The sequence below is a fragment of the Pseudomonas sp. WS 5079 genome (assembly GCF_012985465.1).
Taxonomy (GTDB): domain Bacteria; phylum Pseudomonadota; class Gammaproteobacteria; order Pseudomonadales; family Pseudomonadaceae; genus Aquipseudomonas.
The window spans coordinates 1-17,853 of sequence record NZ_JAAQWN010000004.1; the positions used below are offsets into that span (position 1 = coordinate 1).

General features: G+C 58.7%; 19 protein-coding genes and 1 pseudogene. All 20 read right to left on the reverse strand.

Features of this window, described 5'->3' with window-relative positions; translation table 11 throughout:
- Positions 1-246: pseudogene (locus HBO05_RS29085) on the reverse strand (tail fiber domain-containing protein); the annotation flags it as partial.
- 53 nt (positions 247-299) lie between these two features.
- Positions 300-1,163: a hypothetical protein gene (locus HBO05_RS11445; protein WP_170060634.1), complete on the reverse strand. Its 864-nt coding sequence runs from the start codon at positions 1,161-1,163 to the stop codon at positions 300-302.
- Positions 1,164-1,469: 306 nt separating this feature from the next.
- Positions 1,470-5,330, reverse strand: a complete 3,861-nt coding sequence (locus tag HBO05_RS11450) for a phage tail protein (RefSeq protein ID WP_172312684.1) — start codon at positions 5,328-5,330, stop codon at positions 1,470-1,472.
- Positions 5,331-5,389: 59 nt separating this feature from the next.
- Positions 5,390-5,992 carry a tail assembly protein gene (locus HBO05_RS11455; RefSeq protein ID WP_172312686.1) on the reverse strand — a complete coding sequence of 201 codons (603 nt, stop codon included), beginning with the start codon at positions 5,990-5,992 and terminating at the stop codon, positions 5,390-5,392.
- 447 nt (positions 5,993-6,439) lie between these two features.
- Positions 6,440-7,195, reverse strand: coding sequence for a C40 family peptidase (locus tag HBO05_RS11460; protein ID WP_172312688.1), 756 nt, complete (start codon positions 7,193-7,195; stop codon positions 6,440-6,442).
- Between the two features lie 3 nt (positions 7,196-7,198).
- On the reverse strand, positions 7,199-7,948 hold the full coding sequence (locus HBO05_RS11465) for a phage minor tail protein L (protein WP_172312690.1): 750 nt from the start codon (positions 7,946-7,948) through the stop codon (positions 7,199-7,201).
- Positions 7,945-8,283 (reverse strand): phage tail protein, encoded by a 339-nt coding sequence (locus HBO05_RS11470; protein WP_172312692.1) that lies wholly within the window; start codon positions 8,281-8,283, stop codon positions 7,945-7,947. Before HBO05_RS11470 ends, HBO05_RS11465 begins: the two co-directional genes overlap by 4 nt.
- The gene (locus tag HBO05_RS11475) at positions 8,283-11,567 is read right to left on the reverse strand and encodes a phage tail tape measure protein (protein WP_172312694.1); all 3,285 of its coding nucleotides are present in this window, start codon (positions 11,565-11,567) and stop codon (positions 8,283-8,285) included. Before HBO05_RS11475 ends, HBO05_RS11470 begins: the two co-directional genes overlap by 1 nt.
- A gap of 41 nt (positions 11,568-11,608) precedes the next feature.
- Positions 11,609-11,845, reverse strand: a complete 237-nt coding sequence (locus tag HBO05_RS11480) for a hypothetical protein (RefSeq protein ID WP_172312696.1) — start codon at positions 11,843-11,845, stop codon at positions 11,609-11,611.
- Positions 11,842-12,186 (reverse strand): hypothetical protein, encoded by a 345-nt coding sequence (locus HBO05_RS11485; RefSeq protein WP_172312698.1) that lies wholly within the window; start codon positions 12,184-12,186, stop codon positions 11,842-11,844. The genes HBO05_RS11480 and HBO05_RS11485 overlap by 4 nt, the downstream gene beginning before the upstream one ends.
- 41 nt (positions 12,187-12,227) lie before the next feature.
- On the reverse strand, positions 12,228-12,728 hold the full coding sequence (locus HBO05_RS11490; RefSeq protein WP_172312700.1) for a hypothetical protein: 501 nt from the start codon (positions 12,726-12,728) through the stop codon (positions 12,228-12,230).
- A gap of 56 nt (positions 12,729-12,784) precedes the next feature.
- Positions 12,785-13,171: a DUF3168 domain-containing protein gene (locus HBO05_RS11495; protein ID WP_172312702.1), complete on the reverse strand. Its 387-nt coding sequence runs from the start codon at positions 13,169-13,171 to the stop codon at positions 12,785-12,787.
- Positions 13,164-13,739, reverse strand: coding sequence for an HK97-gp10 family putative phage morphogenesis protein (locus HBO05_RS11500; RefSeq protein ID WP_172312704.1), 576 nt, complete (start codon positions 13,737-13,739; stop codon positions 13,164-13,166). The genes HBO05_RS11495 and HBO05_RS11500 overlap by 8 nt, the downstream gene beginning before the upstream one ends.
- Before the next feature lie 3 nt (positions 13,740-13,742).
- Positions 13,743-13,913, reverse strand: a complete 171-nt coding sequence (locus HBO05_RS11505; protein ID WP_172312706.1) for a hypothetical protein — start codon at positions 13,911-13,913, stop codon at positions 13,743-13,745.
- Between the two features lie 9 nt (positions 13,914-13,922).
- On the reverse strand, positions 13,923-14,240 hold the full coding sequence (locus tag HBO05_RS11510) for a head-tail adaptor protein (RefSeq protein ID WP_262381403.1): 318 nt from the start codon (positions 14,238-14,240) through the stop codon (positions 13,923-13,925).
- Positions 14,241-14,254: 14 nt separating this feature from the next.
- On the reverse strand, positions 14,255-14,554 hold the full coding sequence (locus HBO05_RS11515; RefSeq protein WP_169872363.1) for a head-tail connector protein: 300 nt from the start codon (positions 14,552-14,554) through the stop codon (positions 14,255-14,257).
- Positions 14,554-14,757, reverse strand: a complete 204-nt coding sequence (locus HBO05_RS11520) for a hypothetical protein (RefSeq protein ID WP_169872362.1) — start codon at positions 14,755-14,757, stop codon at positions 14,554-14,556. The genes HBO05_RS11515 and HBO05_RS11520 overlap by 1 nt, the downstream gene beginning before the upstream one ends.
- Before the next feature lie 53 nt (positions 14,758-14,810).
- On the reverse strand, positions 14,811-16,019 hold the full coding sequence (locus HBO05_RS11525) for a phage major capsid protein (protein WP_169872361.1): 1,209 nt from the start codon (positions 16,017-16,019) through the stop codon (positions 14,811-14,813).
- Positions 16,016-16,657 carry an HK97 family phage prohead protease gene (locus HBO05_RS11530; protein ID WP_010564188.1) on the reverse strand — a complete coding sequence of 214 codons (642 nt, stop codon included), beginning with the start codon at positions 16,655-16,657 and terminating at the stop codon, positions 16,016-16,018. The genes HBO05_RS11525 and HBO05_RS11530 overlap by 4 nt, the downstream gene beginning before the upstream one ends.
- Positions 16,644-17,852 carry a phage portal protein gene (locus HBO05_RS11535; RefSeq protein WP_170058970.1) on the reverse strand — a complete coding sequence of 403 codons (1,209 nt, stop codon included), beginning with the start codon at positions 17,850-17,852 and terminating at the stop codon, positions 16,644-16,646. The genes HBO05_RS11530 and HBO05_RS11535 overlap by 14 nt, the downstream gene beginning before the upstream one ends.
- Position 17,853 lies beyond the last annotated feature (1 nt).

Consider the following 17,853-nt stretch of genomic DNA (forward strand, 5'->3'; position numbering starts at 1 on the left):
CAGGGCTTTGGGGTATCCGTTGACAGGCACAATCCCGTACCCGGCGCCGCCAATGGCCGGCCCACGGTACGGTGGCGAAATGGCAAGCGACGTATCGCTGGCTGGGTTGATCACTTGATAGATGCCCAGGTCGGGACCGACGAACATATCCCCGGAACGGCAGTTCGAGAACTTGGTGCCGACGCCCGTTACTGTCGTGCCCCCGTTCTGCACGCTCACAGTCCCTTCTGAAAACCAAGAAGCCATAGGTCTCTCCAATTAGGTGTCTACACAAAGTAAACTAATTAAGTTCGTAACAATCAATTGAAGGGAAATGGCAAACCAGCAGTTTTTATTACTAATGCTGTTGGGTATCTATCCGTTGGCATTAGGTAATAACAAACTTCACCATCCCCACCAAACCATTGATCCATTGTTGTCTTCCCAGGCGATCCGAAAAAAAAGGACATACCACCATTGCGGCCATATGCCCCTTCCGAAACGCCATATATATCACCGCCGGACGTATTGTAGGCATAGGGATCGACAATCCCACAACTTCTACTCCATGGCAGAAAGGCTGCATATTCATAGCCACCTGGAAGTGGTACATCTACGACCGAATGAACAGAAGCACACCCCCCTGTGGTTTGAAAACTTATACGTTCATTCCGACCACCAACGTACGTAGTTACTGGCCTACCAAATCTATTGGGTGTACCAGGCACCGGAGCGGTTACAGCAGCAATCACATTAAGCGGGGCCTGCCTTGAATTGAATGTCAAAACTCCATTATCGGACCTCGACTTTAGGCCGGGGCCGTTAACCTCATCATCCGCCATCAAATCAAAACAGTAAAACTTGGTTACCTCAGAAGCTCCAGCATAAAGATATGTCTTACTGTTCCCAGAGACCTTAACGCCCGTCACGACCCCCTTACCCACCAAAAAAACAATTGGGGATCTAGGATTGTCTACGGTGAAGCCGTACTGATTAATGCCAGGCACTCCTTGATCAACCCAGCTACTACCAATATTAGGATCAACGTTGATCCCGCGCTTACGTAGCTGCCTCCAGTTTTCAAAATAGCTAAGATATCCCGACTTTACTAATCCATAGCTAATCTTAGTTGTGTCATACAAAATCTCACCACTTTCAAGCCTGGCTATTAACCTTGCACTCATTAGTAGTACCCGTAGCTAATGCGACAATTGGCCGAGAAGAAACCCCAGCCAGCGGTATTGTATGAATAAACCCAAGACAGAGTGGTTCCGTTAAGCGTGACTCCAGGCCTCTTCCCTTTCTCAACCTGCAAATCAACCAGCGGACAGACAGAAAAAAACAGGGACCTGCCAGGCGGCGCAGCCGGTATCTGAATAGACCCGTTCTGACCGCCCGTTTCAACGCTTCCAGTCTCTTGACTAATGAAACTAGTCATATCAACTTTTACTAAACCTGTGTCTTTATCCCTAATTATTAAACCAACCATGTCAAAGAACCAGTTCAATGCCATCAACACCGTTGGCATAGGTGAATTTAAGCCCGTCACTATTGAGTAGTGAGGAGTTGCCGTTTTTACTACCACGGAACACCCAGGAGCCAGTCGCCACATTCAACTCGAACAGCGGCTGCCCATTTCCATCTACAGCTGCGGACTTCAAGTTCATTCCAAGGATGATCTCCTGGATAAACGCCTTGCTGATGATCGCTGTGTTGAATACAACCTGATTGTTCTGGACCACAAACATCGGGATGACTGTTCCGTCGATCTCGTTCACGACTGCAAATCGCTGCGCAAAAATCAAGAACTCCGACTGTTCACCATCCGAACCAAACGCCAGCCCAGTCACAACCTTCCGACCATCCACAATGGTTTGAGCCTTCATGGTGGTCTGGGCAGAAACCTTGCCGTCGAGCTGGACCACGGTCTCGCTGACGGCCTGCACAGATGCACTGGTCTGGCCGATGCTCGACTGCAGGGTTTCTGTCCTCTTGGCCAGCGCCTCAGTCGCAGTAGCCTGCACCTTCTTCTCGACCTCAAAGCTGGCTGTCGACTCCCAGGCCTTGATAGCGCCGGCAAGATCACCGGAACCATCATCGCCGCGCACCGAAGCCCGCAGCGCCTCATTGCTGGACGCTTGAGACGTGACCTTGCCGTCGAGGTTGGTGACCTTGGTGTCGAGGCCGGTAATGGCCTGGGCATTGCCGGCTACCTTCCCTTCGGTCAACTCCAAGTCGCTTTTGAGCTGAGTCAGTTGGGTGGCTGCCGTCTGCTTGTTGGTGGCCACCACCTGCTCCAGCACGGTCAGCCCGGACTGGTTCGCCCCTACCCTGGCGTTGAGCGTGGTCAGTTGCCGCGCCATTGCATCGCTTTCAGAAGCTCGCGTGCGCTTCTCAATCCCGAGATCAGCCGTCGATTGCCAGCCCTTCATCGCGTCCGCCAGGTCGCCCGCACCATCATCACCACGGGCGGCCGAGCGCAGTGCCTCAACCGATGTCGCGGTGGCCACCACCTGGCCCTCAATCTCCTCGATCATGCTGGTGACCAGTTGAACCTGCTGGGCCAGCGCGTCGGTGGTTTGCAGGATCGTGCCGATGTCCTTCCAGTACAGCGGGTTTGGCGGCGCTTCGCCGGCCGGTACCGGGCCAGTCGCCTGGTACAGGTGCCCATCCTTTTGCGTGAATGCGCCGGCTGTGTAGGGTTTCGTGGGATCGTACGGCTCCGCCCCGGTAATCTGGCCCAGCAACCCCTCCAGTTCTGCCTTGGCCTCCTTCAATCGTTCGTTGACCGATCCGTCGCCATCCCCCGAAATCAGGTCGATCTCTTCTCGCAGGCTTGGATACAGCGCACCCTTGCCGATCTTGTCGGCAAAGTACTTGTCGTACTCGGTCTGGTCCGAGCTGGCCTGGCCATTGACCGCCCCCGTGACCGGGAAGAACGGCCCGACGTTGCCGGTACGGTCCACCAGACGCGCCCAGAAAAACAGGCTCGCCCCTGCCAGCAGGCTGTGCATTTCGTGCTTGGCCTGCGGGTAGCTGAAGTCGCTGAGCTTCTTAGCGGTCTCCAGATCGGGCGACTCGCTATACCAGAGCTCCGTGCGCTGGGTATCCTCTGCACCTGGTGGAAAACCCCACTGGATGCCGATACCGTAGACAAGGCTGGTGGTGGTCAGGAATGCCACAGCCGGCGGCACACCCTCTTTACCCTTCAGGCTGGTCAGGATCGAGTTTCGCCATTGCGACGTGATGTCAAAGGAGCTCACCGCACGCACCCGGGCCAGATACGCACCCGAATAAATACCCGTGACATCTACACTGGTCGAGCCATTGCGCTGCAGCCTGATCCAGTTATTGTTGTCCTTTCGCCACTCAATGTCATAGGCGACCGCACCCTCAACCGCAGGCCATTCGATCGTCAGTGTGTTTACCGCGATACCTTGATCAATAGCGTGACCAGAGGTCAGGCTGACGCTGGCCGGGGACGGGACGGTGGTCACCGGGATTACGCTGATTGGGCGCTCTTCCAGCTTGGCGCCGTTGTCGATCGCTGCGAACTTGCTCGGGTTGAACTCCAGCGCGGTGAACTCATACTCGCCTTCGGCTGTGCGCTTGCGCTTGAGCACGCGGAACAACTGAACGGCCAGATCCTCGTAGTCAATTGCCCATTGCAATTGCGGCTCGGGCTGCAGCGTGTAAGCAGTGGTCACCGTCACAGCACGGTCGGCAACAGACTCAACGGTTCTTCCCTGCGCTGTGCCGTTCGGGAGGTTGACGATCAAGCGGTCACCGGCCTTCACTGGCGTGTCACGGTCCAACGTCACAGTGCGTCCCGACACCGCAGAGATGCGCCCGCCATTCGGCCTTCCCGCCACCAGTTCGTCAGCGACGGGTATCACGAAGCCTGGCAAGACGCTCGCCCCTTCCATGCCCGTCTTGAACGATACGGTGCGGTCCTGGCTGTTACTGAGCAGCGCCCACTTGCCGCGGCGCTGGGCCTCACTGGCCCGCGTGCAGCCGATCGCCGAGATTTCAATGGGCCGGTCGCGGTACCGGCGCTGGAGGGCTGCGTCAGTCACCGGTATTACATCGGTGTCGTAGTTGTTGAGCGGGTTGTCATAGCTGACCAGGGCGCGACTGTAATGCGTGTCGCGCTCGGCGCCGCCGTAGACGAAGTCGCCGTCGATGACATTCGAACGGGTGAAGGTGTAATCGATGTCCTGCGCGCGCGGCATGTCGGCTTGCATGTACAGCGAGCCCTGCGCCCAGTAAACCATTCCGCGATAGATTGCCGACAGGTCACGCAGCAGCGTCCAGGCCTCGGCCTTGCCTTGCAGGTTCAGATCACACAGATAGCGCGGCTCCAGGCCACCAACCCCGTTCGACACCTGTTGATCACAGTATTGGCCGATGCGGTACATCTCCCACTTGTCGACCATCCAGCTCTGGATACGCTTGCCAAGGCCAAAGCGATCATTAACGCAGATGCCGTAGGTAGCCCACACCGGGTTGTTCGTCCAGCCCATTTTGAACGTGCCATCCCACACCCCGGCATAGGTCCGGCTCACGGGGTCATAATTGCTCGGTACTGGCCAGCGCTGACCGTTGCAGTTGACGGTCACCGCTGGGATGTTCTGGAACTGCTCGGCGTCGAACTCGATGTACAGCAGCGCGGTATTCGGATAGCACAACTTCTGGTCGATGATCTCCGTGTATCCCGCGATGGTCATCGTGTCAGCGATCGTGCCGGCGTTGGCGTTCGGCGTGAGGCGGCGCACTCGGAAGGCCCAGCCAGTAGTGGCGATCGGGAGATTCACGGGCTCAGAGCGCTGATAACCGTTAGTGGTCTTTCCGTCCACAGCCCCACGCAGCGATTCCACGAACGCGCCACCATCGGTAGAGATGTCGATGGCGTACTCGATCCGATAGCCATTGGTGTTACCGCTGCTGTCTTGGCTCACCAGGCGCGGCCAGGCGAATCGCACACGAAGCCTGGAGAGCTGAGTGTTGCTCAATGTGCGGGTGAAGGGGTTATCGCTACGCAGCTCGACGTTGACGGTGGTTTCGTTTTCGACTGAAGGGATACCCTGAATGTATTCCTGCTCCACTGTGCCCGGCCGCCATTCCCACTTCACGCCCGGGAAATTGATACTCCCGCCAGCGTCCATGATCGGTGTGTTGTCGAGATAAATGTCACGCGCAGTCGGCGTACCATCAAACTCGCCCTCGCCCACCGCCAGCAAGATCTTGGCGATGTTCGTGGAGCGGAGACTGTCCGGCGCCTCTACCGGGGTCTTCGGCTTCTTCTCGCCGCCCTTCGAACCGGTAACATCAATGTGAGCTGCTGCGTCCACGTTTTTCTCCAGGCATAAAAAAACGCCCGGAGGCGTTCTGTAATATTTGGTGATGAGCGCTACGCCTTGTCTTGGGCGTAGATCGAGGCAGAGATGATCGCCCCACCCCACCGGCGCCGGCCAATGCAGATCGGGACCGGATTGCCGCTAGCCGTAGTGTTCTTGGCGGATCCGAAAGCGTAGGAAGGCATGTTTTCTGGGCCACCGCTCATAGATAGCCCCTTGGCTTGGGGGCTCAGCATTTGGATAACGCCCCCGATGGCCATTGATCCGCCGCCCATGCCTACAGCCAATGCCGTTGCAGCAGACCAACCCAGCGGGTTCCACCACGCCAGTGCGACAATAACCACGCCAATAATGGTTTGAAGCAGCCCCGCCCGCTTACTGCCGACGACAACTGGAGCGATCCGTATATCACCGGAACCGCTGAATCCAAGCTCTTTTTCCTCTAGGTTTTTGCTCCCTCGAAAAATGGCAAACTCGATCCCTTCTGCTCTGGCATTGGCGAGGAACCGTTCAAACCCGGGAATCTGCACGCAGAGCGCTTTGATCGCCTCGGCTGGAGACCGTACCGACAGCCTGAACGACCGCCCGAATTGTCGAAGCTGGCCATACAACAAAACTGTTTTCATTGGCTGGTATTCGATAGCGAGAACCGACATTGATTTCTCCAGACAGAAAAAAACCACCCGAAGGTGGCTTTTGAAATTGATTGGGGTGCGCTATCCAGCGCAAGACCTGACAGCATCGGTGACTCGCTGAAGAGGCGACTGCCAGGTACGGTAAAAGTGGTACCGAACCAAAGACCCGCCCTCTGTAGGAGTTACATCCACAACATGGAGAGGCGACTGGGCATCTGGAGCCAGAATGGAATAGCGCGGGCCGGAAGATTGGAGGACGCCGCCCACACTTACGCCGAGCACAGTAGTGGCTTGCCAAGAATCGCGAATACACTCCGCGACCTCTGCAGGCTGTTTTGATGTTTTGAGATTGAGCAGCGGCGGATTGCTTCTGGTATCGCCGACGCTCGCACACCCCGCGACAAACACCAAGCCCAACGCCCCGATCAGAATTCGCATTTCTTCTCTCCCTCGAAAGCGCTCAATGTATCACCTCGCATCACGGTGGCGCAGCACCAGGCGGGTCCGGTCGAACCATGGCCCACCAAAAACGATGATTTCTGACGGCCTGCCATACAGGTGGTGCAGCAGGAACGGGCCGGAGCCGAAGACCTCGGCCTGCTCACCGGGTAGCGCAGGGGCGCTGCCCAGATAGATCCCGGCGTGGTTCGGGTGCGCAGTGCGACCTACAGCCATCACGATCATGTCGCCGCGCTGCGGTCTGTCCACGCGGACGAACCCGGCGGCCTCATAATGCTGCTCGTACAGGCTGACGCTGTCAGCACTCTCCCACCAGCCATCAGCACGCTGGAAGGCTTCGAACTCAATCCCCCACTCACGCTGGTACCACTCGGCGCATACTGCCCAACAGTCCCAAACCCCATGAACAAACGGTCGCTTGAGTAGCGGCACGCTACCGGTCGGGGTGATCGTCCGCAGATCCCCCTCGGGCCACGACAGAATGTGCCAGGGCAAGGCCGTGGCCTCACACATGGCCAAGTCGTGAGGTGATGGTCTGGATGTAGCATCGGGGTGCGAATGCACGATGCCGATCACCGCGCCCTGATCTTCTGCCGCGGCATAGTCTTCGGGATCAAGACGGAACTCTTCATTCGGATCGGCGGCGATGTTCCTGCAAGGGAAGTACTTCTCCGCCCGGCCCACGGAAATCAAAAGCCCGCAGCACTCTTTCGGGTACTCGGCCGCCGCATGCGCCTGTATGGCTGCGATGATGTGTTTGCGCATTTTTCAGCTCCGGGCAATGAGTGACACAGCTGGAAAACCCCCGTACGGCAGCGGGTTGCCCTCGCCGAAGCGCGGCACGCACCCGGTACCCATACATCCGTCGCACTCGTCCAGCACGGGGTTGTCGGTCAGGTTGCCATCCTTGTCACGGTAAGGGCCGGTGTATCCGCAATTTGGTCCCCGGTAACCGTTGGTCATAGCCCAGTGGCACAGAGTTGTCATCTGCCGACCGATCGTCTCACCGCCAACATCACCGGGACTGGCGAGCTCCCAGGCAACAGTGGTGCCGTTCTCCGATATCTTCTGATCCACGTACCACACCTCTAGCGCCTCCTCCCCCGGATCAGCCTCGGGATTGCCCTCGGGGAAGTTGTCAGCGTCCAGGTACTGCGCCAGGGTAAGGCGCATCGTCAGCTGGAACTCGAGCAGATTGTCGAAGGCCAAGCACAGCGCGGTAATACGACCGTTGACGTTGCCCACCGTCAGCGTCGGCCGCACCACGGTGCCGTCCGAATTTGCCTCGATCCCGTCGATCTGCATTGGCCAGGCGGCATACTCGTTTCCCTGCCACCAGATGGATTTGGCAGGCAACTGATCGGCACTGGCGCCGGCCGCCGCCAGCTCTTCCGCTGTATGCGGAATTGCGTGGCCATGGAACCGCAACACGTCGGCACCGAAGTCCGAGCCATCCAACTCGAATAGTAGGATCTCGGCCCCGGGATCGAGCTTCTGTAACTGCGTGATCAAGCTCATGGATGAAACGCTCTCTCAAAGGTTGCCGACAGCACCGCGAGGCCACCTGGCTTGCGTTGCTGTCGGAAGGTTTCACACCGGTACATACCGAGCACACCCTCGGGATTGGTCCACAGGAACGACTTGGCGCCGCGGTGGCGACGTATGAATGCGATCGCCGGCGCGATTTCGTCTGTCAGGCCACCGAATGAAAGGGACCAACTATCGGTCTCACCATTCAGCCCGTCGCTGGACACTTGGGCATAGCCATCACCGAACTGTGATTTTCTTGTCCGCAGGGTGCTGTCACCACCAGCCTCATCGTCAGGTACCCAGGTGAATGTTTCGATTGCCATCAGCGCCTCCCGGTACTGTTGCGGTGACTAACGCCGCCGGGGCGCCATGACACGGCGATCGCACGCTCGGCTACCCCTTCCATTTGCTGCTGTAGGTTCTGCTGCAAAGCTGCGCTGTCCAACTCCATGCCGTCATTGCTCCGATCCTCAACAGTCAAGGAAACCGGGACGGTGACCTGCACGACCGTCGAGCCCGACCCCATCCCGCCAACCATTTGCACGCCCAGCGATCCATCTGAACCGCGGGCCAGCGGCATGATCGCCTCCGGGCCAGCCTCACCAGCAACACCGAGGCCGCCATCGGCCATACCAAATGCAATGGGCTGATTCACAATGCTGTTCGTAAAGGCGCCGCCCTTAGCAAAAAACTGTGCGCCACCGTTCCAGGCCCCGCCCTTCGCCTGCGGGAAGTAAGCGCTGCCATAGCCTGCCTGTGATGCACCGAGGCTAGAAGAGTTGGCACCGGCCGAACCAGCGGCCATACCATTGCCGCCGCCGAAGTAGCTGCCGACTGCCGAGACGCCCATCCCCACCAGCCCACTCAGTAGCGAGCTCGCAGCCTGCTGGCTGGCGATCTTGGCCATGTCAGAGATGACGCTGACGGCGAAGCTCTTGAAGTTGGCTTTGCCCGTCATGGCAAAATCGGCGAGAGCATCCCGGGCCGAGTTGAAGCCCGTGGTGAGCGTGTCATCTGTTGCCCCGGCCACGTTGGCCGCGTCGGCCTGAATGTTTGCCCATGCGCGCTTGGCGCCATTGCGGTAGTCCCTCTGTGCCTCCATCCGTGCGTCGAAGCCATCAACCTCCATTTGCAGTTCGCGGGCCTGATAGTCAGCCAGATCGGCCAGGCGCTGTTGGTAGGCCTCCTGACTGAGCCTGCGGGAAACATCCTCTTGCTGTTCCTCCAGCTGCCGGCGGGATTCGGCGTATTTCTGGCGAACCGCGTTCAGCCGGTCGGCCTGCTCTCGGTCGTCATCACCCATGCCTACCCCGGCCACGTCAGCGGTGATCGCGTCCTGGCGGGTCTGCAGCACAACCTCCATGGCCTTGCGATAGGCGTCTGCACTGTTGCGGCGGATTTCCGCAAGCTTTTTTTCTTCCTCCGCCCGCTTCTGGATGACTGGGTCGGCATAGGCCGTGTTGAGGTTCTTGATACCGAGTTCCATCTCGGCGGCACTGATCTTGCCTGCGGCCTGCGCCTTGCGCAGCCCCTGCACGCCCTCCGACAAATCGCTCAGGCGCTTCTTCTCAGGCAGCGCGCGGTCGATGATCGCATCAAGTGCTTTGATCTCGTCCTTGAGCGACTTGGTGCGGTCCTTGCTCCCTTCAGTTGCGTCCTTGTTGGCCTTCTTCTGTGACTCGATCGCACTGGCAGCTGACAGGATCGCCTGCCGGTCGGTCTCGGTGAGGTCGACATTGTCTGCGATGTGCCGGTTGGCGATTTTCATCGCGTCGCCGTTGTCCTGAAGGCCGGCCAACTGTTTCTGCAGAGATTCCAGGTACGTCTGCCCGGCCGTACTCATTCCGGACTTGGCAGCGTTGTTCGCCTGAGTGGACGAGGTGTTCTGGTCGGTGACGCCAGTGAGCACCCGCAACGTTTCGGCGATCAGGTTGGTGCGTTGGTCGGCATCGCTGACGGCGCCGGCCTGGGTGATCCATTGCTGAATCGTGGCGGCCGGCAGTTGCAGTCGAGCTGAGACCTCCTGAAGGACAGGTGACAATCCCTGGCCAGAAGCACGCGCCTCGTTTAGACGATCGATCAGGCCCTGATACTCGGCCAGTTGCCGGTTGTACTGGCCGTTGGAGTCTCGAGCCGGCGCGGTAACAACGGCAGAGCGAATCGACTTAGCCAGGTCGCCATAGGCGTCCCTGACCTTGTCAGTGGCATTGACCTGTTCCTGCTGCCATTTGACCAGCGACGCTTCGCGCTGGTCCTTGTTGAGCTTTGCGAATTCCTCACGCAGCTGGGCGACCGGCTTTTGCAGATCGTCGAGACTTACTCCGGCCTTGTCGGCGTTGTCGCGAAGCAGCAGGAAGCTGGCCGCAGCCGTGCCGGCCAACAGCGCCAAGCCCATTGGCCCGCCCAGGGCAGCCAGCAGCCCGCCAGTAGCAGCGCGCGTCAGGTTCATCTGAGCAATTGCCAGCGCGTCGGTGGACGCCTTGAGCGCAGCCTGACGCGGAATCAGTTGCGTCTGTACCAGCGACAGACGCTGGAGCCCAGTGGCGGCTGCCACGGAGGCCTGTGCCTGCTGGACCTGCGCTTGTGCGTAGATCCGTTGCGCGTCGGCGGCACGCAGTGCAGCCTGGGCGTTTTGGATCTCTGCGGCGCGCTGGGCCAGGGCAGCCTTCAGTGCCAGACCGGACTTCGCGACATAGTTGGTCAGTGCGGCTGCGCCCGCGCCCCCCATAGCAACCGCGACAAGGTCAACGTTATCAGCTAGAGCGAGCAGGATTCCCGAAAGGCCTGCAACCGCACCCGTCTGCTCTTCCATGCCACCCAAGAACGTCTGGATGGCGTTGCTGATGTTCACCATCGCGTCCTGCACGCTGGTGGACATTGCGGCGGCTGCCTTGCGATTTACATCAACAGTGCCTAAAAGCCCGGCGTTGATTGCTTCGAGGGAAAGCTTGCCCTCGACACCCAGCTTGCGTACCTCCTCCGCGCTTTTACCGGTAGCAGTTGCAATGGCCTCGACGATCGTTGGCATAGCGCCTTGGATTGCGACCCACCCGTCCGCCTCAACCTTTCCGGTTTGCAATGCCTTTGAATAAGCATCCAGCGCTGAGCCAGCTTTGTCGGCCGCCGCAGCGTTGGTCACCAGCAGAAAGCTGAAGCTGTCAGTGATATCGAGCGTCTGTTGAGTGTTGAAGCCCAAGCTACGCATCACGTCAGCGGTACGGATGTAGAGCTCTTGAGCCTCTGCCAAGGGACGGTAGGTCTCTTGAGCGGTTTGCAGCAGATGCTCCTGCACCAACTGGTACTCGCCCGCGCTACCCGCAGCCGCCCTCATCCGGTCGGACATCTGCCCGTAAGCGTCGACCTGCTTAATTATTCCGCCAATGAGGCCAGCGCCAGCCACTGCGGCAAAGGCACCTCGCATGAGAGCGCCAGCGCCCTGGGCCGCGGCGCCAGTCCTGTCGAAGGCCGTATCGACGTTCGCCAAATTGCGGTCGATCGCCTGAGTGCTGCGCGCCACCACCTGGTCAGCGGTCGCCAGTTCGCGACGCAGCTGGGCTGTTGTCGCCTCAATCTGAACCAGCATCCCCTGGACTTGTTGGTCGGCCATGCAATTCTCCAAGCACAAAAAAACCGCACAAAGGCGGTCACTTACTCTTCACGACGCCCGCGCAGGAAGGCTTTCAGCCTATCTCCCACGCTTTCACGCTTGCGTGGGGCAGTCTTCTGGGCGCCGGTTTGCGCCTGACCCCGCCCAGTCCAGTCAAGGCGCGCATCGAGCGCGAGCATGATTTGCGGAATCGGGGTGCGCCAGGCGGTGTCAGGCGGCCAGCCAAGCCAGCCAGTAGCGACGCCGAACAGGTAGTCGACGTAGCTACCGTTCTTCACTGCGCTGTGCTGTCCGCCTCGTCCTTTCCCCGGCTGGCTACGCTCGGTGGCACCGGATTGAGCAGGACGGTGATGAACTCCGTCAGTTGGGCCGACACCTTGGCCACGCCGGTGTGAAAAACTTCACCAGCGATAACCGCATGCTGATCCGGCTTTAGGTCGGCGCCCGCAACCAGAATATCGGCGCAGGCAGCGATGCTCATCAGCCGCATGGCTTCCAGAGCACCACGTAACCCGCCAAAGCGGGTTTCGATTCGCAGGGCTGCGTCAAGGGTGGGCTTGAGGGTGTAACTGCGGGCACCGATCACCAGCGTGATGGTGCCGTGTAAGGCTTCGCTCATTCCAGATTCTCACGGTCGAGACGGGGGCAAGCCCCCATCATTCAAGGGGCAGCTGGGCCGGCCAGGATTTCGAGGATTGCGGTGTTGATGGCGAGCGTCACGTTGCGGCGTACGACGTTGTCGGCTGCGCCTGGCGCGACTGTGTTGTTCATCACCTTCACGCCAAAGTAGAACGTAGTAGGCAGAACCACAGGGGTGGCACCCGGATCGCCATCGTTCAGCGTAACCTTGATGTTGTAGTTGCCCTTGCTACGGTCTTTATGCGCGACCGCAACCGCCTTCTGCCCGGCGTCGCCATTGTCCAAACCGACAGTCACGGTCATGTTGCCTGCATCGGCAGTGCCCTTGTACTTGCGCACACGGCCATCGCTCAGCGCAGTGAAGTTCACGGCGCTGAAGGTATCGCCGAACTCGCCAAGGTCCTCGATCTCGCCAACATCGACGTAAGTATCTGCCTTGTATTCAGCTTCTGTGTCAGCCGCGCTTTTACTGCCGATAGCAAGTCGGCAGCCGGCGGCTGTGTTGAGGTTGTCTTCGGCCATGGGGGTTCCTCCAAGGGCACATTGGATAAAGCCGCAGGGCGGCCGGGGTGTTGGATTTAGTAGGTGGTGATAACGCGGACCGTGACCGATCCCTGGTACGTGACGCCGTCAGCATCGCGCTGAGCGTCGGCCTGCTCGACCCTGACCGATACGGCCCGGCCCACAGTCAACGGCAAGCGGCGCTCGTCCAGGGCGACTACAACCTCACCGATGATTCCTTTAACTTCTGCCTGGCCGATGGCATCCGACCAAACCGATAGGTAGATCAGACGCTGCTGCCGCTTCCTCCCGGCAATGGGTGAGATGTTGGTGGATATCTCCCTGTCGAACGAAACGTACGGCATGGGCGCGTCCAGGGGCGCGCCGTCATGAACTGGGCACGACACTTCGGCCTCCAGCCGAGCGAACATTGCTTCCTGCAATGCAACAGACGGATCAGACATATCCTTCGCCTCTGCTTGCCTTGATCAGCGTTCGACTGATCGCAGCCTCAATTTCTGCAATGACGAACTCGCGGTTCACGTCCATTGCAGGCCGCAGCCAGGGGTGCGCTGGTCGGGCCGGGATATCCGGGTATTTACCGAAGAACGTGGCTCCGTCCGACTTGTTCTTTGTGTCCCTTGCACGCAATGCATTGCGCCGGCCACCCATCTTTGACTTGTCACGGTTGTTGGTATGCCCGCCAATAGAGTTTCGGTCGGCTCGTCGATACAGGGTGCCGTTGTAACCTTTGGTTCCGTACTCAATGAATCGCAAATAGAAAAATCGCTGATTATCCCGTTTGCCTCGAATCCCGATCTGGGCATCCAGGCCGCTTTTCGACACGAAAGCCTTAAGTGCAGCAGCGGCCTCGCCAGTGTCCTTTGGAATCAACTGCTGCATGGTGCCGAGGATACGGTCGGCACATTTCTGCATGGTCGGCCGCAGCTCGTTTTCCATGGTCGCGTGGATATTTCGCAGGGTTCGGCGCAACTTGAAGTCGCCGGACATGCGGGAGCGGCGGACAGCCATGGCCTACTCCTTGGCCCTGGCCGGCTTTTCAGTTGTGGGCGCTGCTTCGGGTGCAGGCTCCACCAGGCCGCGCGCGACAAGATCGGCGCCGAGTTTGGCGTCGACCACAAAATCTTCACCCTTCTCCCGGTCGCCAGTGGCGCCGGACAGGGTGCCCAGGGCAATTACTTTCATGATCCACCTCTATGGGTTGGGTACGTTGGAACACGGCAGCCGGAGCATGGTGTTCTCGTTGTCGATCAGCACAGCGCCGATCAGGTAGGTGGTGGTGATTCCTTTTGCCGTATGCACCAGGCGGTTGCCGGCCACCGCGTCAGCCCTGGGGCGAATGCGGATTTCGGCGATGATTACCGCCGTAAGCCTTTCAGCAACAGGGGCAATGCGGCCTGTCGGCATAGTGATCTCAGCCCACAGCTTGCCGACTTCGACCCAGGTGACATCGGAGCCGCCTGATTTGTTCTTGGTCAGCACCGGCCTGAACATGGTGCAGCGGTGACGCATTGGGCCTGCTCTCATCAGAAACGCTTCCTTGGCCAGAGAAGACGATCAACAGCCATAGGGACTGCCGATGAAATGGTGCCGATCACGACAGCCTCCCGATTGGCATACCAGTGGCCGACCAGCAGCAGCACTGCCTGCTCAACATCCGGGGTAAAACCCATCTGCTCTGGTCCGGCCGGTGCTCCCTCGACCAGCTCCCGGTCACAGTGCATTGCGACATGGGACTTGGCGGCCGCGAAGTAACCGGTGATGAGCGCATCTTCCTCGTCGCCGTCCACCTTCAGGTGGAGCTTCACGCGCGCCAGGTCGATCATTACTTGGTCTCGTCGGGCTTAGATTGCTTATTGGTCTTGGGTGTGGAGCCTTCCTTGTCGAGTGCAGCCAAACCCTTTCCGATCAAGCGATGAGCGTATTCCTCATCTTCCAGGTCGAGAACCTCGCCGGCGGATACTCGGCCGTTGTTCACCTTGACCTTGTCAGGGTCCCCTTCGAAGCCCCACAGAACTTTGATTTTCATAACCTTCTCCACAAAAAAAGGGGCCGTAAGGCCCCGGGATCAATTCGACACAATCAAGCCTGAGGCTTGAAGCGGCCCTTCACGAACGCGTAAGGGCGGCGCACCGCCAGACCCAAACGCTCCTCGACCAAGATGGCGCGCTTGTTCTTGATGAAGTCGTCGTTGATCATGCCGACCTTGATGGTGAACGCCATGCGGTCATAGATCCGTGCGCCCTGGGCGAAAGAGCCCGTCAGGAACTCGCCACCGGTGGTGGTGCCATCGCCTTCGTCCATGCTGTCGGAAGCCACAATTGGGCGGCCCCACAGGATCGGAGTAACCAGGCCCTGCAGGTTGGCAAACAGGTAACGGTTCTCGCCGTCCTTCTCCAACTCGATGTTCATCCAATCCAGATCGGTCATCACTACGGCATCAGCAGAACGCTTGGATTGCTTGCCGACCTGATACAAGGCCCGGCGGACCGTGTCGATAGCGGTATCATTCGCCTTGCTCAAGGCAGCGTTGAACGCTGTCGCCTGAGTCATGATGCCGTTCATGTTCTTGCCGATGCCATCGCCCTTGAGGATTTGGCCTTCTTTCTTCAGCTTCAGGTCATAGCGCAGCAGCTCCTGAATGTAGCTGTAGAGCTGCGGCACGTCGTCCAGGGCTTCGTCGGTTACCGGCATCCAAACCGCGATCTTCTTGATGGTGTCGGTGGCTTCTTCGAAGGTCACGTCGCTGGAAGGCTTCGCTTCACCCTCACCGACCATGCCTGCGCCCAGGGTGTGGAGCAGTTCCTTGAAGTAAGTGAAGGTGGTGCCGGTAACTGGCGTCGACGGAATCAAGTCCTGGATAACCAGGTTCTGCCGTGGCTTGTCCTGAATGACTGGGTCGTACTGAGGAGCAACCAGACCGGCGCTGGTCACCTTGGCCTCGGACATGGTCGCCATGGCCGATTTGGTTACTTCGATTTCGGCGCGGTCCTGCTTCTTATCGAGCAGCGCTTTGTAATCGTCGTTGCCTTTAACGAAGTCAATGAAGCCCTTCTGCTCGCCGCCCGGGGAACGCAGACGAACACCCTTTTCTTCGAGCTTCTGCACCTGCTCGATAACGCGCTCGATCTCACCCTTTTGGTTTTCGATCTGAGACTTAATGTCCTTGGTTGCAGCGTTGCCCTTTTCGAGCTCCGCCGACACATGGTCATATTTCTGTTGCAGCCCTCCGAAGCCCTCGGAGAGTTGTTTTTCCAGGGCTTCGCGAATTTCTTTAACATCAGCGGTCATGGCTGAACTCCAAATTGGTTTTTGAACAGGTTGGATATTTCTTTCAGCTCATCCACGATCGCCGTGGCCGCCGTCCCACCATCACGGTGTACGGCGGAATAGCCGAGCGAGGCGACTGCTGCCGCCTCCTTTTGCGAGAGCCCCATGCGTTCGCGCAGGGCTGCTTCAAAAAGTCTGATATCCGACTTCACGTCGGTAACCTTTGCCTCTGGGTTCATGCCGAAAGGCACGATTGAGGCTTCCCACAGTTCAGCAGCACTGATCAGCCGCACAGTGCGACCATCACGCTCTTCAAACGTGGCTTTGATGGTGTTGAAGCCGATGGACATACTGTCCAGCGTCTCTTCCTTCATGAGCTCGTATGCGTCACGCGCATAGCTCACGGCCAGGTTGATCTTGCCTTTGAGGTAAAGGCCATGATCGTCTTGGGTGAACGCCGCAGAGCCCACTAGCCGGGTCAGATCATGGAACAGCGCCAGTTTCAGGCGTCCCCCGCGAGTCGTCTTCACCTTCGTGAATGCGCCGGGCAGGATCACGTCGTCACCCAGATCAATGTTATTGAACACCGCGGCATAGCCTTCAAAGTTGCCCGCGTCGTCCATTCCTTTCAGCTCAAACGGGACTTCAATCTTTGACATTTGTCTGCATCTCCCACCGGGTGACCCGGTCGTATTCTTCGCCAACCAGCGGAGGAAGGTTTTCTTTGCGCCGAACTTCGTTGATGGTCATCCAGCCGGAGCCGCCAGAGCCTCCCAGGGCGCTACCGTAGTAGGTGGCCCGACCAGCGCTGTCAGCCCGCAGAATGCCTTCCACCACGAACTCGACGAACTGAGTCGTGCCGCCAAAGAGCTTGTCGTTGATCTCGTCCTCGATCGCCTTGATGTAGGGACTGAGGCCGAAGGTGATAAAACCGCTGGTTTGCTGCTCCAGGTTGGAGCCCATGATCGAGGTCTTGCCGGCGCGGTTGGCCAGGTACAGCGGCACGCCCCAGATACCCGCAAGGGCTTCTTCCTGGAACTGCTGGGACTCAATGAACTGGCTGTCTTTCTGCGTCATGCCGGCAGGGACAATCTTCGGGCCACCCTGAAGCAGCCCCATTTTCCCGATGTCCTCTACATCCCCATCACGAATCTTTGGGAACTTGTCGAGCACTTGCGCCTGCTGTTCCGCAGTCAAGAAGTTGTCGTAGATGACATACCCGCCGGTGAAGCCGCCTTTGCGCATAAACCGCGATGACCAGCTCTGAGCCGCTTTTGCCAGGCCCATCGCTTCCTTCTGAAACTCAACCGGGGACAACCCATTGATTCCGTCCGCGCTGAATATCTTGAAGTGCAACATGAACTCCGGAGATACCGGAAAGCGCTCACCCTTCAAGGTCACCCAGTAAATCAAGTCATCGTCGGTGTTCACCTCGACAGAGTCGGCGCCCAGCGGGATAAAACCGATGAACTCGCCTGCATCGTTGCGCTCGATCAGTGCAAAAGCATTCCCGCGCAGCGCCATGTTGACGATGATCGCTTTGATGAAGTTGAGCATTGTCATGTACGGGTTTGGCTTAGCCAGTAAGCGCGCCGCACGGCTGTTACCTTTGGCAAGAGCTCGCCCCGCCGGGAGATCGTCGTAGAGCTTCAGGGGAAGCCCCGACACTGTCTCGCTGAGTATTTTTACGCAGGACCAGACAATAGGAATCGCCATCGCCTTCTTGGGTGTAACAACTTCACCCGAGCGCGTCTGGCCGCCAATTTCGTTATTGACCTCGATGTACTGGCCTGTTTTGGGATCGTTGAAGCCGAAGAAACTCCAGCTCATCGGGTTGTACCAGCGAGAAGCCATA

Bases quoted from the DNA above. Each gene is read 5' to 3' on its own strand.
- HBO05_RS11500 (WP_172312704.1), bottom strand. From the start codon at position 13,739: ATGGCTGTCCGCCGCTCCCGCATGTCCGGCGACTTCAAGTTGCGCCGA.
- HBO05_RS11470 (WP_172312692.1), bottom strand. From the start codon at position 8,283: ATGGCAATCGAAACATTCACCTGGGTACCTGACGATGAGGCTGGTGGT.
- HBO05_RS11505 (WP_172312706.1), bottom strand. From the start codon at position 13,913: ATGAAAGTAATTGCCCTGGGCACCCTGTCCGGCGCCACTGGCGACCGG.
- HBO05_RS11475 (WP_172312694.1), bottom strand. From the start codon at position 11,567: ATGGCCGACCAACAAGTCCAGGGGATGCTGGTTCAGATTGAGGCGACA.
- HBO05_RS11525 (WP_169872361.1), bottom strand. From the start codon at position 16,019: ATGACCGCTGATGTTAAAGAAATTCGCGAAGCCCTGGAAAAACAACTC.
- HBO05_RS11535 (WP_170058970.1), bottom strand. From the start codon at position 17,852: ATGGCTTCTCGCTGGTACAACCCGATGAGCTGGAGTTTCTTCGGCTTC.
- HBO05_RS11465 (WP_172312690.1), bottom strand. From the start codon at position 7,948: ATGAGCTTGATCACGCAGTTACAGAAGCTCGATCCCGGGGCCGAGATC.
- HBO05_RS11510 (WP_262381403.1), bottom strand. From the start codon at position 14,240: ATGCGTCACCGCTGCACCATGTTCAGGCCGGTGCTGACCAAGAACAAA.
- HBO05_RS11455 (WP_172312686.1), bottom strand. From the start codon at position 5,992: ATGTCGGTTCTCGCTATCGAATACCAGCCAATGAAAACAGTTTTGTTG.
- HBO05_RS11520 (WP_169872362.1), bottom strand. From the start codon at position 14,757: ATGAAAATCAAAGTTCTGTGGGGCTTCGAAGGGGACCCTGACAAGGTC.
- HBO05_RS11530 (WP_010564188.1), bottom strand. From the start codon at position 16,657: ATGTCAAAGATTGAAGTCCCGTTTGAGCTGAAAGGAATGGACGACGCG.
- HBO05_RS11515 (WP_169872363.1), bottom strand. From the start codon at position 14,554: ATGATCGACCTGGCGCGCGTGAAGCTCCACCTGAAGGTGGACGGCGAC.
- HBO05_RS11495 (WP_172312702.1), bottom strand. From the start codon at position 13,171: ATGTCTGATCCGTCTGTTGCATTGCAGGAAGCAATGTTCGCTCGGCTG.
- HBO05_RS11485 (WP_172312698.1), bottom strand. From the start codon at position 12,186: ATGAGCGAAGCCTTACACGGCACCATCACGCTGGTGATCGGTGCCCGC.
- HBO05_RS11490 (WP_172312700.1), bottom strand. From the start codon at position 12,728: ATGGCCGAAGACAACCTCAACACAGCCGCCGGCTGCCGACTTGCTATC.
- HBO05_RS11460 (WP_172312688.1), bottom strand. From the start codon at position 7,195: ATGCGCAAACACATCATCGCAGCCATACAGGCGCATGCGGCGGCCGAG.
- HBO05_RS11445 (WP_170060634.1), bottom strand. From the start codon at position 1,163: ATGAGTGCAAGGTTAATAGCCAGGCTTGAAAGTGGTGAGATTTTGTAT.